Genomic DNA, 14,586 nt, shown 5'->3' on the forward strand with positions numbered 1-14,586 from the left:
AAGCTGCTTGCTGATGTCATATCAGGTATTCAATTTAAAGATGGTGAGCGGATCACTCAAGATCAAACAGAACATCACGATTCATTGATACACCACATTTGACAATAACTCTTCTTTCAATCATATGTCTTGAATTGAGCCATTTTAGGCGCTCTGAAACATGCATCTTCAATGGACTTGGGATAATGAGTGTTATTTTTTAGCATGCAGTCCGAAAACGGCAAGTTGTTTTGATCTGTCCTTTTACCTATTGTTTACCGCTGATTTATCACATTATTTGAGGATATGCTTTCGTATTTGTTTTTTTATTTATTAGTGATGGCCTTAATGCATAAAAATATTAAATTAATGGTTTTTTATTCTCATGGATAATGTTACATTTTGTGAATGTTCTCATTGAATTTTTTGTTTTTTTTTAGCCTGTGACTAGACTTGAAAAAGCGATGTTACTTTTATATTTAATGACTACGGCTCCTTTTTGGTGATGACTACATGATGATAAAATCAGAGGTGATAGTATGCCCGTTGTTGACAAGCGTAAACGCTTATTTTGGCAAGATTTAGAAAAAGAAGGGCGAAAAATACTGGGTCGTTGGGTAGATGAGCGCCCTTTGTTAGGTGAAAAATTAACATTATTCCAAGAAAACGATGCTTGGTTTTTAGAGACTTGGTATAGAGATGGTTGCCATAGTCTTGATGAATTAACGGTCACTAAAGTCGCTCAAGGTATGAAGTTAGAAACAAAAGGAGAAAACTTATTTGAAGAATATTTTGTGTTGACTACAGACAATCGACTTAAGTGTTGGAATGATAACGTTTGTCTTTATACAGCTAGAAAGTTGTAATTAAATATATAGCATTAATTTTAATACGTTATTTTTATTCGATTGAGAATGAATGTGAGCTTTTAAATGTCATTTCTTTTGTTGTATAAGGGTGGGTGAAAGTTAAACTTTGGGCGTGAAGTTGTAATCGTTTCGCTGCTTGCTCTGAAGCTTCAGTCCCATAAAAATCATCACCTAAAATGGGGTGGCCGATAGATAACATGTGTATTCTTAATTGGTGAGTTCGTCCAGTAATCGGAGTGAGCTCAATTAAAGTGGAGTTTGTTCCTTTTACTAATTCTTTATAGTAGGTTGTTGCTACTTTTCCTTCGCCTTGAGCGGCTATTTTTTGCTTGGGTGGATTGTTTCTGTCAGGAGTGATAGCGGCATGGATTTCTCCCTTGTTATCTTTTAATATTCCTTGAATTATAGCTATGTATATTTTTTTTGTTTGCCTGTCTTGAAATTGTGTTTTCAAGTGAGATTCTGCTTTTTTATTGCGTGCAAATACCATAATACCAGAGGTTGCACAATCGAGGCGGTGCACAAGGATGGTGCCTGAAAACAGAGTTTGTAATCGGGTTAAAGCGCAATCGTAAGTGTGATCAGCGATACCTGGGTTTGATAATAAGCCGGAAGGTTTATTAATAACGATAATATCTCTGTCAATATAACGTAAATCTAACCAAGGAAGGTTAGGTGGTTGGTAGGTAAATATTTGCATTATCTCTCCTTTAATTGCGCGGGCGGAGCTTAGCAAAAAAAGAGGCGTTTTAACACACTGTGATCAACAAAATAGGTGTTGTTTCGCTTCAAAGTGTGACTTAATTTAATAATTGGTTGGATACCATGTTGAATACTTCATCAGATTTCATGATCTTAGATATGAGTAAGCTTCCTTCTAAGCTTGCCAATAATTGAGAGGCTTGAGCTGTTGCATTTTTCTCCTCTGTCAATAAATGTGCTGAGATCCATTGTAGGTTTAATTCAAAAAAACGTTTTACTTCGAGTTGTAATAATTCAGGTAAAGCATCGGTCTCACTGGCTAAGATCCCACAAAGGCACATTTTTTTATCGATCTTAATGGCGTGACGAAATAAGTCGATATAAGGCGCTAAACGCTCTTTGGGATGAGCATTATTGTTTTTTATGACATCGAGTTGTTGGATAAAACGCTGTGTATAGCGGTTGGCGACAGCGATGGCAAGATCGGGTTTGGTTGGAAAGTGATAGTGAATGCTCGCACTTTGTATTCCAATGGCTTTGGCTATTGCTCTAAAACTAAAGGCATTATAACCCCCTGTTCTGATTTGAGACTCTGCATTTTCTATAATTCGTTCTACAGTCGATGACATTTTATTTCTTCTTCTCAGTGATCTTTTTATTCCCACCTATCATATCACTTTTTTCTACCTACCAGAAGGTAGGTGTTGACATTGTTGTGCTGGGATCATATTGTTACGACAGGGCCTACCTATCGGTAGGTAGTTTGTTTTGAGAGGGTAATATGATGAGTAATACAGTCGCATTGGTTGTTGGTGGTTCAAGTGGTATGGGAAAAGAAGTGGCTGAAAGGCTGCTAATACAAGGTTATAGTGTCATTATCTTAGCTAATGATCCGATTAAGTTGGCTCAAGCTAAGCTTGCATTGGAACTGAAAACGGCTGGGGATGTTGAGACCAAGGTAGTGGATTTATATGATAAACAGGCTGTTATCATTTGGTGGCTAGATTAGAGAATGAGTCGCGTCATATAAACTATTTGGTCAATGCGGCAGGCTTTTTTAAACCGGTGAGTTTCTTAGAGCACTCAAAAGAAGATTATGGTCATCAGTTAGATATTAATAAGGCGTTGTTTTTTATTACTCAATCGGTTGCAAAAAACATGCAGCATCATGGGGGGGGAGTATGATGAATATTGGCTCAATGTGGGCTCATCAAGCGGTGAAGGCAACGCCTTCTTCTGCTTATTCTATGCAAAAAGCGGGTTTACATGCATTGACTAAACATCTAGCGATAGAATTGGCTGAATATGGGATCAGAGTGAATGCGGTCGCTCCAGCCGTTGTGATGTCGACTATTTATAAATCCTTTATCGCCGAAGAGAAAATAGAGGAAACGTTGCAGGGGTTTAATGCGTTTCATCCGCTAGGTCATATTGGCACACCACAGAATATTGCCGATGCCATTGAATTTTTATTATCTGAAAAAGCAAGTTGGATCACCGGAACCATCATGAATGTGGATGGCGGGGTCATGGCGGGTCGTCATTAATGGCATCGGAATAACGTAAGGTATAAAGATGTCGGATCCCGCTGGAATGAAAAGCCTTGTAGACGAGGTGTTGAGGAAAATAAAATGCTTAATATGAATTTTTCAAAGCAAGTGGTTATTCATACGCAGCGAGAGCCTTGGCTTGATAGCCCTGTTGAAGGTGTTGCACGTAAAAGGTTGACTAGAGAAGCGGCTGAGTCAGGTCATGCCACAAGTTTGGTCCGTTATGCACCTAACCACTATTTTCCTGCTCACACGCATGTAGGAGGCGAAGAAATCTTTGTGCTTGAAGGTATATTTTCGGATGAAAGTGGGGATCACCCCGCTGGCAGTTATTTACGTAACCCATCAAACAGTCGTCACCGTCCTTTTAGTCGAGAGGGGTGCGTGTTGTTTGTTAAATTGGCTCAATTTAGTGAGCGGGATCGGCAAAGTGTTCGAATCAATACTCGTGATACTGCTTGGCAGCAAGGCTATGGCGGTTTGAGTGTGATGCCATTACATGAATTTGAGGGTGAGCATACTGCGTTGGTTAAATGGCCTAAGAATGAAGTTTTTAAGTCGCATGTGCATTTTGGCGGTAAAGAAATTTTTGTGTTATCCGGCATTTTCATGGATGAATATGGACAGTATCCTGAATATAGCTGGTTACGCAGTCCTCATATGAGCCAGCATCATCCCTTTGTAAAAGAAGAGACGATTATTTTAGTCAAAACGGGCTCGTTAATAGTATAAGCGCTTATCCGATAAGCGCTGTAGAGCGTTTTTAAAGACAATATCTTAGCGACTGATTTTTGATAAAGGGCTCTTTATAAATTGAGTCTGTTTATAAATATTGCTCAGGTGTTTTACGCACCCAGATCCGTGTATATGCCATTAATTGTGGGTAAAATAGTCGAAAAGCCGTTTCAATTTCCAGATCTAAACGTTCAACAATACAGGTGCTATCAGTGAACAGTTCCGGTTTGGAGAGACGGTTTGCCACTGAGCCAATGGCTTGATTCAAACCTTGTCGTGAAGTGTAGCTGAGAAGCCAATTTTCACTGCGCATACGAGGCAGTATTTCACAAAGTTGTTTGGGTAATTGAGGACAAGCGTCTAAATCATCATAAGCTTTTTGGGTAAAATCACTCAATGACTGCTGATGGTATTCTGCCCAATATTTTGCCAACATATGATCAAAGGCTAAATCAATTAAAATAGGGGCCACGCGGCGATGTTGCTTTGGAAAAGCACTGATAAGCTCTTTAATTAATTCATGACCGTCGGTGAGCTGATCAATTTGCCTATGTAGCCATAAACCTTGTTGTAAATGTTTAGGATAATTATCAATATGACCTTTAGCAAAATCTCCAGCGAGATTGGCTGCAAGGGAAGTGTGGCTATTATCGGCTAAATGCAGGTGCGACAGAAAATTCATAGGTTAACATGCAGGTGAAATCTAATGATTACGTTAACATGAGCAAGGATTAAAAAGAACGTTTATTTACGCCCAAACCGCCTAAATGGTGTATTTTTAGATGTGCTCAGAGATAGCTTTCGCTATTGATATGCCTAAAAGTGGATGGCGAGTAAAAGAAGGGGATTTATTCGTTTTTGGTGGCTTTATTCACGCCAGAGGCAAAAAATGCTGTCAATTGTTGATCTTCTTAGTCTGTCACCATAGACTAGCCTCCGATTTAGCTAAAGAAGTAGAGATTATTCATGCGCGTTGCCGATTTTTCCTTTGACTTACCTGATGAATTGATTGCTCGTTATCCAACAAAAGAGCGGACTGCATCAAGATTACTTAATTTAAGTGGCAATGATGGTCAGATTGTTGATTTACAGTTTTCAGATTTATTGAATAAAGTGAATGCGGGTGATTTGATGGTATTTAATAATACCCGAGTGATCCCTGCGCGTTTGTTTGGTAAAAAAGCGTCTGGCGGCAAACTCGAAATTTTAGTCGAGCGTATGCTTGATGATAAACGGATTTTAGCGCATGTAAGAAGTTCAAAGTCACCGAAAGTAGATGCGGTTATCATGCTTGATGGTGGCTATAAGATGATAATGAGAGCGCGTCATGATACGTTGTTTGAGCTTGAACTTGAGTCTGAATTAACCATTTTAGAGGTGCTTGAGGCTGTTGGGCATATGCCACTGCCGCCTTATATCGACCGTCCTGATGAAGATGCAGATAAAGAGCGTTATCAAACGGTTTATAATAAAACCCCAGGTGCTGTTGCTGCGCCAACAGCGGGGTTGCACTTTGATGATGATATGCTTGCCATGTTAAAAGACAAAGGTGTCAATATGGCATTTGTGACCTTACATGTGGGTGCCGGCACTTTTCAACCTGTCAGAGTGGATAATATTCTTGAGCATAAGATGCATGCTGAGTGGGCTGAAGTGCCTCAAGATGTTGTGGATATGGTTAATCAAACGAAAGCCAATGGGAAACGGGTGATAGCAGTTGGAACGACCTCTGTTCGTTCACTTGAAAGTGCGGCCCGAGCCTGTGAAGGTGAACTTGAAGCCTTTAAAGGCGACACCGATATTTTTATTTATCCCGGTATAGAATTTCAAGTGGTTGATGCCATGCTGACCAACTTCCATTTACCTGAATCGACTTTGATCATGTTATTGAGTGCGTTTGCGGGTGTCGAAGAGGTGAAGCAGGCTTATCAACATGCCATTGAACAAAAATATCGATTTTTTAGCTATGGTGATGCGATGTTTGTCACTAAAAAGCTGAATAAATAGTGTCATTTGTTTTAGACTACGTTCAGTTACCTATGAGAGTTTGTTATCTCATTGTTTATATTTAACACAGAACTCAATATATTGGGTTTTTTAGGCCAGACTGTTTATCTGGTAAGGTAGAAAATGAAATTTGAGTTAGATACAACCCAAGGACGTGCTCGTCGTGGTCGTTTAGTGTTTGAACGTGGAACGGTTGAAACACCTGCTTTCATGCCTGTGGGCACATACGGTACAGTGAAAGGGATGACGCCTGAAGAAGTCCGTGAAACGGGCGCCGACATTTTATTAGGGAATACTTTTCATTTATGGCTACGTCCGGGTGAAGAAATCATGCGTAAGCATGGCGACCTACATGATTTCATGAACTGGCAACGCCCTATTTTAACCGATTCGGGTGGCTTTCAAGTCTTTAGTTTGGGCGATATCCGTAAAATCACTGAAGCAGGGGTGCATTTTCGTTCACCCATCAACGGTGAAAAAATATTTTTAGATCCTGAAAAATCAATACAAATACAAAATTCTTTGGGTTCTGATGTTGTCATGATTTTTGATGAGTGTACGCCTTATCCGGCAACCGAAGATGAAGCGCGTAAATCGATGCAAATGTCATTGCGTTGGGCGCAGCGTTCACGTGATGAATTTGACCGTTTAGAAAACCCTAATTCCCTATTTGGTATTATTCAAGGTGGGGTTTATGAAGATTTGCGTGATGAAAGTCTCAATGGTTTAGTCAATATTGGTTTTGACGGTTATGCGGTAGGGGGTCTTGCAGTTGGTGAGCCCAAAGAAGACATGCATCGGATTTTAGAACATGTTTGCCCTCAAATCCCAGCAGATAAACCGCGTTATCTTATGGGCGTGGGTAAGCCGGAAGATTTAGTCGAAGGTGTACGCCGTGGCGTTGATATGTTTGATTGTGTGATGCCAACACGTAATGCGCGTAATGGTCATTTGTTCACCAGTGAAGGGGTGATTAAAATTCGTAATGCCCGTCATCGTGATGATACCGCACCTTTAGACGAAGATTGTGATTGCTATACCTGTAAGAATTATTCACGGTCATATTTATATCATTTAGACCGTTGTAATGAAATTTTAGGTGCACGACTAAACACGATGCATAATTTACGTTATTATCAAAGGCTAATGGAGGGTCTACGGGGTGCTATTGCAGCAGGGACCTTGGATGTGTTTGTCGAGGATTTCTATACTCGTCAGGGCAGAGAAGTGCCAGCAGTTCCAGAGTTAGCAAAAAACTAATCAATTAACTTTTAATCTGATAAATAAGAAGAGAACACTATGTTTATGTCAAATGCGTATGCAGCCGATGCACCAACAACTGGCGCAGGTGGGACCATGGAATTAGTGATTATGTTGGTCATATTTGGTCTCATTTTCTATTTCATGATTTTCCGTCCTCAATCTAAGCGAGTTAAAGATCATAAGGGTTTAATGAGCTCTTTAAGCAAAGGAGATGAAGTGCTGACCAGTGGTGGCATTTTAGGCAAGATTGCTAAAATCAGCGATGAAAATGATTATGTGTTGTTAGCGATTAACGAAACTAACGAAATTACAATTAAAAAGGATTATATTGCAGCCGTATTACCAAAAGGCTCAATTAAGTCACTATAAGCCAAGAGGGCGATGGTGTGTTAAATAAATACCCTATGTGGAAAAATCTGATGGTGATTATTATTATTGCCATCGGTGCATTCTATGCGATCCCCAATCTTTTCGGTGAAGACTATGCGGTACAAGTGGTCGCGACTCGTGGAGCAGAGGTGAACGCATCGACTCAGTCAAGAGTTAACGATGTTCTAGAAAAAAATGATATTAAGGTAATGCGCTCTGAGCTTGAAAATGGGCAATTACTGGTTCGCGTCACTAATGGCGGGCAACAGTTGCTTGCTAAAGAAGTGATTTCGGCAGCATTAGGTGATAAATATACGGTGGCGTTAAATTTAGCGGCAGCGACACCTAAATGGCTTGAAGACATGGGAGGATCTCCCATGAAGCTAGGTCTGGATCTTCGTGGTGGTGTGCATTTCTTAATGGAAGTGGACATGGGAGAAGCTATCCGTAAGATGACGGAAGCTAAAGTTGCTGATTTTAGAACAGAGTTACGGACTGAGAAGATCCGCTATGCGGGTATTCGTAACAGCACCAAAGGCATCGAAATTAAGTTTCGTGATGCCGATGCTCTCGCTAAAGCAGAAAGCTTCCTTAAAACGCGCAGTAAGGACATGGTTTTTAACGATCAGTCCACAGATGATAGTTATCTGTTGGTGGCGCGTTTAAGTGAAGTTTACCTTAAGCAAATTAAAGAAGATGCACTGCAGCAAAATATTACCACGTTACGTAATCGTGTTAATGAATTAGGTGTGGCTGAGCCTGTTGTTCAAAGGCAAGGCGCTGAACGTATTATCGTTGAGCTGCCGGGTGTTCAAGATACGGCTAGAGCCAAAGAAATTTTAGGGGCTACGGCTTCGATAGAATTTCATATGGTGGATGAAAACGCTGATTTAGAGGCCGCGATGAAAGGCCGAGTGCCAGCTGGGGATGAGCTTTATCAACGCCGTGATGGTGGTTATGTTGTGTTGAAGAAAGCCGTCATGCTAACGGGCGATCATATTCAAGGCGCTCAAGCCACCTTTGATCAATATAGCCGTCCTCAAGTAGCCATTAGTTTGGATGCGAAAGGCGGCACGATATTTTCTAATGTGACCAAAGACAATGTCGGTAAGCCGATGGCCACTTTATACATCGAGTATAAAGATGAGGGGCAGCATAACCCTGATGGCAGCGTGAAAATGAAAAAGATTGAAGAAGTGATTTCGGTTGCGACTATCAATCAGCGTCTTGGACGTAATTTCGTTATCACGGGACTTGATCATACTGAAGCGCAAAACCTGTCTTTACTGCTGCGAGCGGGTGCATTAATCGCCCCGGTTTCGATTGTCGAAGAGCGCACCATTGGCCCAAGTCTGGGAGCTGAAAATATCCAAAATGGTTTACAAGCCATGGCTTGGGGACTGGCCGTAGTACTTGTGTTTATGATTATTTATTATCGCGCCTTTGGTTTAATTGCCAATTTAGCATTAATGGCGAATGTGGTGATGGTTGTTGGCGTGATGTCGCTTATCCCAGGTGCTGTACTGACCTTACCGGGTATTGCGGGTATGGTGTTAACAGTGGGGATGGCTGTTGATGGTAATGTATTGATTTACGAGCGTATTCGTGAAGAATTACGCGCAGGTCGTAGCGTACAGCAAGCCATTCATGAAGGCTATGCTAATGCATTTTCAACCATTGCTGATTCCAATATTACCACCTTTATTACCGCACTGATTTTATTTGCCGTCGGGACAGGCGCAGTGAAAGGGTTCGCTGTGACGTTAATGATAGGTATTGCTACGTCAATGTTTACTGCTATTGTTGGAACGCGTGCGATTGTGAACGCAATCTGGGGTGGTAAGCGCGTGAAAACACTACCCATTTAAAGGAGAAGTTGAAATGTTACAGTTTTTTTCATTTAAAGGCACAATCAACTTCTTGGGCCATGCTATACCAGTGAGCTGTATATCCGCTATTTTAGTGCTGAGTTCTCTTGCATCAATAGCAACGAAAGGCATTAACTGGGGATTGGATTTTACGGGGGGCACGGTTGTTGAACTGAGTTTTACTCAAGTGGTCGATCTTGCTCAGATCCGCAGTGGATTAACGTCAGATGAAACCGATGGCTCGGTGGTACAACATTTTGGTTCAAGCCGTGATGTACTCATACGTTTACCCGTTAAACAAGGGGTGAAAAGTGATATACAAGTGGCTCAAGTGATGTCTATTGCCACAAGCTTAGATCCTAGTGTGGTGCAAAAGCGCGTTGAGTTTGTTGGCCCACAAGTGGGTAAACAACTGGCTGAACAAGGTGGCTTAGCGGTACTGGCTGCGCTCATCTGTATTCTTATCTATGTGTCTTTTCGATTTGAATGGCGCTTAGCGGTGGGTGCGGTAACAGCACTGGCTCATGATGTGATTGTGACTCTTGGGGTGTTTTCAGTCTTTCAATTAGATTTTGATTTAACCGTTTTAGCGGGTTTATTAACGGTTGTCGGTTATTCACTGAATGATACGATTGTGGTATTTGATCGTATTCGTGAAAACTTTTTGAAATTACGAAAAAACACGCCAATAGATGTGGTCAATATTTCGATTACACAGACCATGAGCCGAACCATTATAACGACGGGAACGACGTTAATTGTGGTTATTGCGCTGTTTTTAAAAGGCGGTACGATGATCCATGGCTTTGCGACAGCATTGCTTATGGGGATTTTTGTGGGGACTTTTTCTTCTATTTACGTGGCAAGTTTACTGGCGATTAAGCTTGGGATTAATCGTGAGCATATGATGCCTGTGGAAGTAGAAAAAGAAGGTGCCGATCAAAATACTCTTACGCCTTAATGAGAGTGTATTGAGTCCATGAGCAATAAAAAGCCACCTTTATAGAGGTGGCTTTTTTGTATCTTTTATGGCCTTGATGATGGTCACTGATTTTATAGGATGACTGTTTATTGATGAGGGTATGGCAGTTACATTTTCATATTGTTAAGCCTCGGGAGGGGCGTTTGGTGGTAGAATGTCGTCGACTTTAAGCTGGTTTTTTGTTTTTCAATGGATGAATATTCTGTGATTGCCTTGTGATAATCGTCTGTTTTATTGTTATCACTGGCTTAATTGAGAGTCAGTGTTCGAAAAACATTACTCGACAAACAGTCTATTTTAGGCATAGCATGGTTAAATAATAAGCTTGTTTGAATGTGATTTTCGTTCGATTAAAACGTATTTTGACTAAGCTTAAAATGTATATGACATTGGGATCTGACATGGAAGAGAGAAGGTGCATGCTGACAGATGGTAATTTGTTAGAAGCTCATACTTGGAAGGGATTGTTGGAGATCTCTGGGATCTGCGTTGAGCTGAAAGGCGAAGCGTTACTTGGTGGTGCTGGAGAGTTACCTGTTGGGGTTCAAAATGTTGAACTGTGGGTGAAAATATCTCAGTATGACTTAGCCTGTAAACAGTTAGCGTCGTTAGACTCTAAAGGCCCTCAGTGGGTATGTGTTAACTGCCATGAAGTGAATGAATCGAGTTTTGAGTTATGCTGGAACTGTACATCAGAACAATGTGTGAAAAAATACCCCTAGCAGTGTTTAGGGGGATATTCGCGTTTTTTTAGTGAAGTGTATTTAAAATTTTAGTGTTTCGAGTAACAATAGTGGCCTACCTTACAATAGGACCCTTCTATGCAATACTTTCCCCTTTTTATCGATACCCATGATCTGAATGTATTAATGATAGGTGCAGGAGAAGTGGCTAGCCGAAAGCTTGAGCTGCTAAATCGCACTGAGGCAAATGTTCATATTATTGCGTTAGCCGTTTGTGATGAGGTTAAGGCATTTGAGAGTGAGCCTAAGGTGTCTATTGAGCAAAGAGCGGTGAGTGAGCAAGATATCCAAGGTTGGGATTTAATTTATATTGCCACGGCTGATGAGCGTTTAAATAAGCAGTTAGCGCTTATTGCGAAAGAGAACAATATTTTAGTCAATGTGGTAGATAGTCCTGAAGACTGCCGCTTTATTACCCCTTCAATCATTGATCGAGACAAACTTCAAATAGCCATCAGTACTGCAGGCGCTGCGCCGGTTTTTGCTCGAGAATTACGGGGGCGCTTAGAGTCTTGGCTGCCACAATCCTTAGCCCCTTTATTTGATTTTGTTGCTGGAAAAAGAGTTGAAGTGCAACAGAGATTACCCTCTTTTAAAGCGAGACGTTTATTTTGGGAGCGTTTTTTCACCGTCAATGGGGATAAATTTGATCATCAGACCCCTGTGCGATACGAGCAGTCGTATGAGACCTTGGTGGTCGACGGCGAAATATTATTGATTGATAATGAGACGAATATTGATTGGTTACCCATTGCGGCTTTATCTTTATTACAAAAATTAGATGTTGTTTATGCGGATGAGCGATTACCTGTGGCACTGACGGAACTCATACGACGTGATGCTAGGCGTGAGTCATTATTGCCTTTTAGTCAGCTTGAGTATCAGTATGGTCAAGGAGATCGGTGTTTGATTTTTTCAGATAAGGTGAGAGTCATCGCATTACAAGCGCATTTTCCTATGGCGAAATATTTGAGGCCAGGCTCACTTTAAATGCGTTGTTTTTTATTCTTGTTTAAGTAAACTGCGTTGTTTATTGGAATGAAGACGTTAGGGTTACAAGGTGCAAGCATTATGGCATTGAAAGCGACAATTTTTAAAACGGCATTGCAAATTGCCGATATGGATAGGCATTATTATCAAGATCATCAACTGATGCTAGCACAACATCCTTCAGAAACGGATGAGCGCATGATGGTGCGCTTACTCGCATTTGCCATTAATGCCAGTGAATTTTTAACGTTTACTAAAGGATTAAGTGGCGATGATGATGCGCCTGAGCTGTGGGATAAACAGCTTAATGGCGAGATAGACTTGTGGGTCGAATTTGGTCAAAGCGATGAAAAATGGCTCAGAAAAGCGTGCGGTCGCGCGAAAAAAGTCATTTTATATACTTATGGTGGCCGCAGTGTGCCTATTTGGTGGCAGCAAAGTGAAGCTATATTAGCCCGCTTTGATAATTTGGAAATATACAATATTCCCGAGGACAGTGTAAAAGAAATGGCCACGTTGGTGAGCCGTAATATGGCATTGCAATACAATATCAGCGAAGGTCAGGTTTGGCTGTCAAATGATACAACCAGTGTGTGTGTTGAGCTGGAATGTTTAAAAGGTGGCTGATTTTTTCATGCCATCAAATGAAGGGTGATTGTTACTATTAAGCCCTGATTAAGCTGGGCTTAATTGAAGGTTGCCTCTGAGAGGGTAAGTGTGAGTACTTACTATGGGCTATTTAGACGTTAGTTTTTAGTGCTAAAGGCTATTCGGTAAGGTTATTTTACTTGTCACTTTATTGATGTTGATTATCTGCTTCTGGTGTTTTATATAAAGAAAAGTCGTGAGTTTCCATTCACACTGGACCAAAAGGGGATCAACAGCAATCCCCTCTTGGATCATCTTTGCCGCCCCAGACGAAATTACCTGCTATTAGATACACGCTTCATGCTTATCCAAAAAATCATTAACGCTTCCGATGGAACGTCCTGTCCCGCGAAAGCTAACCGTATATCCCTATACGCTTCACATGATTTTGTTGAGCGCATTTCAGCAATTTCGATGGGGGATCTAAAAGCAAAGATAAAAGTAGTGTGTTACTTCGAGTTGGATGTTTATGTGACTAAGCGCTATTTTGTAAGATGGAAATGAAAGTTGTGAGTGGGATCTATCTTTCACGGTTAAATTAAACATTGTGTTTACAAAGGTAATGTTGTGGTGGTATTTTGCGGGCTAGTGATTCGCTATGTTTAATAGATTAAATGTTGTAATATGTAATAAATATAGTTAGTTAAGTATTCTCTTTTCTTTGGTGAAGTGTACTAATTAGCTTGTTAAGTAACAGGTGAGTTAATCGAGCATACGTACTATATAAAGGTTAAGGCCCTTATGAGAGATTTTCTAAATATATCCAAAATTGAAAATGAACAACTTTCTAAGAAGTTCTCATTTCTTTTGAAGTATAACGAGGACTGTACATCCGAAGACTTCAGTTGGGCGGCTTTAACGGTGTTCGATCATTGGCTTTATAAAAGTGATTCGTTCAATATTATTACTGATGCTACCGATGATCAAAAACTGGCTTGGGACGAAGCTATAAAAAGTTTTCTGACTGAGCTTGTCGAGTTGGAGCAGCCATTGAAATACAAATATATTGGTCGCAATTCAAAGCAAAAGTTACAGTTTTCTCGTTATGTCGGAAGCGCTGATACGGGGGAATATGTATCGAACTTATTTAACGAGGTTGACTCTACCAACCTAGTGTTTGCAGGTTTAGGTGTTGAGTTTTGGTTTGAGGATTATTGGACTATCCACTTTAAGTATAAAAGCCAAGAGGAATGTCTAGGAATGTTGACGTTAGCCTCGAAATTAGGACTTTTTGTTCTGCCCGCTTATTCGGCAGACCATCTTAATAATTATAAAGCGCTATCAGCATATTTGTGTAAACATGGCCTTAACAAGTCACTGCAGCGGACAGCTTAAGCGGCCGCTGAGTGAAGCGTTATAAGCCAAATCGAAAGTATAAGGAAAATATGACGATAGTTGAGCTAATAGTTAGTCGTGAAATAGATGCAGTTATCATTTTCGAGTCAGCTAACGTTATTGCTTTTGCGGACCATGATCCTATTAACTTTGGGCATTTACTTATAGCCCCAACGTTTCCCTATGAAAATTTCATTGATGTTCCCGAGTTAGTATTTATAGAGATAAATGAAGTGGTTAGAGATTTATACCGTCGGTTGGACTCTAAGTTTAACCCTGATGGCATCAGCTTTATTCAAAATAATGGTAAGTTTAATGATTTAGGGCATTATCACCTTCATATATTCCCACGTTTCGACGGTGATAAGTTTGGTTGGCAGAGCAGTAATTTGGGAATTCAAAATATAAATGACTTACGCAAGTCGTTAGAAGGATTGTGAGCGTCCGGCGAACTACGCCTTGCTTAGATTAACATGCCAAGGTAAGAGACTATTGAGATCACAGTTGGGGGGAGATAGCTGTTCCAAGCAATGTTCGATGTAATCG

At 40.6% G+C, this 14,586-nt stretch carries 18 protein-coding genes; 15 read left to right on the forward strand and 3 right to left on the reverse strand.

The features are described from left to right. Positions 1-518 precede the first annotated feature (518 nt). Positions 519-845 carry a hypothetical protein gene (locus tag L2764_RS22590; RefSeq protein WP_248942588.1) on the forward strand — a complete coding sequence of 109 codons (327 nt, stop codon included), beginning with the start codon at positions 519-521 and terminating at the stop codon, positions 843-845. 34 nt (positions 846-879) lie between these two features. Here L2764_RS22590 and L2764_RS22595 read toward each other — a convergent pair whose 3' ends face one another. Both L2764_RS22595 and L2764_RS22600 read right to left on the reverse strand, forming a co-directional pair. Continuing rightward, positions 880-1,548, reverse strand: coding sequence for an RluA family pseudouridine synthase (locus L2764_RS22595; RefSeq protein ID WP_248942589.1), 669 nt, complete (start codon positions 1,546-1,548; stop codon positions 880-882). Between the two features lie 100 nt (positions 1,549-1,648). Then, entirely contained in the window at positions 1,649-2,179 is a 531-nt protein-coding gene (locus L2764_RS22600) for a TetR/AcrR family transcriptional regulator (protein ID WP_248942590.1), read from the reverse strand. 152 nt (positions 2,180-2,331) lie between these two features. On the opposite strand from L2764_RS22600, the gene L2764_RS28560 reads away from it, so the two are divergent. From L2764_RS28560 to L2764_RS22610, 4 genes are all read left to right on the forward strand, one after another. Further along, the gene (locus L2764_RS28560) at positions 2,332-2,559 is read left to right on the forward strand and encodes an SDR family NAD(P)-dependent oxidoreductase (protein ID WP_312018377.1); all 228 of its coding nucleotides are present in this window, start codon (positions 2,332-2,334) and stop codon (positions 2,557-2,559) included. After that, a complete protein-coding gene (locus tag L2764_RS28565; protein WP_312018378.1) occupies positions 2,547-2,735 on the forward strand; it encodes an SDR family NAD(P)-dependent oxidoreductase in 189 nt (62 codons plus the stop codon). The genes L2764_RS28560 and L2764_RS28565 overlap by 13 nt, the downstream gene beginning before the upstream one ends. Next, positions 2,732-3,097 carry an SDR family NAD(P)-dependent oxidoreductase gene (locus L2764_RS28570; protein WP_312018379.1) on the forward strand — a complete coding sequence of 122 codons (366 nt, stop codon included), beginning with the start codon at positions 2,732-2,734 and terminating at the stop codon, positions 3,095-3,097. Before L2764_RS28565 ends, L2764_RS28570 begins: the two co-directional genes overlap by 4 nt. Positions 3,098-3,181: 84 nt before the next feature. After that, on the forward strand, positions 3,182-3,832 hold the full coding sequence (locus L2764_RS22610) for a cupin domain-containing protein (RefSeq protein WP_248942591.1): 651 nt from the start codon (positions 3,182-3,184) through the stop codon (positions 3,830-3,832). 91 nt (positions 3,833-3,923) lie between these two features. On the opposite strand, the gene L2764_RS22615 is transcribed toward L2764_RS22610, so the two are convergent. Next, the gene (locus L2764_RS22615; RefSeq protein ID WP_248942592.1) at positions 3,924-4,517 is read right to left on the reverse strand and encodes an acyl carrier protein phosphodiesterase; all 594 of its coding nucleotides are present in this window, start codon (positions 4,515-4,517) and stop codon (positions 3,924-3,926) included. A 284-nt stretch (positions 4,518-4,801) separates the two neighbouring features. On the opposite strand from L2764_RS22615, the gene queA reads away from it, so the two are divergent. From queA to L2764_RS22665, 10 genes are all read left to right on the forward strand, one after another. Next, complete coding sequence (gene queA / locus L2764_RS22620) at positions 4,802-5,842, forward strand: tRNA preQ1(34) S-adenosylmethionine ribosyltransferase-isomerase QueA (protein WP_248942593.1); 1,041 nt, start codon at positions 4,802-4,804, stop codon at positions 5,840-5,842. Between the two features lie 123 nt (positions 5,843-5,965). Continuing rightward, positions 5,966-7,102, forward strand: a complete 1,137-nt coding sequence (gene tgt, locus L2764_RS22625) for a tRNA guanosine(34) transglycosylase Tgt (RefSeq protein WP_248942594.1) — start codon at positions 5,966-5,968, stop codon at positions 7,100-7,102. Between the two features lie 39 nt (positions 7,103-7,141). Further along, a complete protein-coding gene (yajC, locus tag L2764_RS22630; protein ID WP_248942595.1) occupies positions 7,142-7,474 on the forward strand; it encodes a preprotein translocase subunit YajC in 333 nt (110 codons plus the stop codon). 17 nt (positions 7,475-7,491) lie between these two features. Continuing rightward, complete coding sequence (gene secD, locus L2764_RS22635; RefSeq protein ID WP_248942596.1) at positions 7,492-9,342, forward strand: protein translocase subunit SecD; 1,851 nt, start codon at positions 7,492-7,494, stop codon at positions 9,340-9,342. Positions 9,343-9,355: 13 nt separating this feature from the next. Then, positions 9,356-10,303 (forward strand): protein translocase subunit SecF, encoded by a 948-nt coding sequence (gene secF / locus L2764_RS22640; protein ID WP_248942597.1) that lies wholly within the window; start codon positions 9,356-9,358, stop codon positions 10,301-10,303. Between the two features lie 422 nt (positions 10,304-10,725). Then, positions 10,726-11,046 carry a DUF7577 domain-containing protein gene (locus L2764_RS22645; protein WP_248942598.1) on the forward strand — a complete coding sequence of 107 codons (321 nt, stop codon included), beginning with the start codon at positions 10,726-10,728 and terminating at the stop codon, positions 11,044-11,046. A 99-nt stretch (positions 11,047-11,145) separates the two neighbouring features. After that, positions 11,146-12,057, forward strand: a complete 912-nt coding sequence (locus tag L2764_RS22650; protein ID WP_248942599.1) for a precorrin-2 dehydrogenase/sirohydrochlorin ferrochelatase family protein — start codon at positions 11,146-11,148, stop codon at positions 12,055-12,057. Between the two features lie 81 nt (positions 12,058-12,138). Further along, positions 12,139-12,684, forward strand: a complete 546-nt coding sequence (locus L2764_RS22655; RefSeq protein ID WP_248942600.1) for a YaeQ family protein — start codon at positions 12,139-12,141, stop codon at positions 12,682-12,684. A gap of 762 nt (positions 12,685-13,446) precedes the next feature. After that, positions 13,447-14,040, forward strand: coding sequence for a hypothetical protein (locus tag L2764_RS22660; protein ID WP_248942601.1), 594 nt, complete (start codon positions 13,447-13,449; stop codon positions 14,038-14,040). Positions 14,041-14,090: 50 nt separating this feature from the next. After that, positions 14,091-14,480, forward strand: coding sequence for an HIT family protein (locus L2764_RS22665; protein ID WP_248942602.1), 390 nt, complete (start codon positions 14,091-14,093; stop codon positions 14,478-14,480). The last annotated feature ends 106 nt before the right edge of the window (positions 14,481-14,586 follow it).

Source organism: Shewanella surugensis (genome assembly GCF_023284005.1).
GTDB classification, from domain to species: Bacteria; Pseudomonadota; Gammaproteobacteria; order Enterobacterales; family Shewanellaceae; genus Shewanella; species Shewanella surugensis.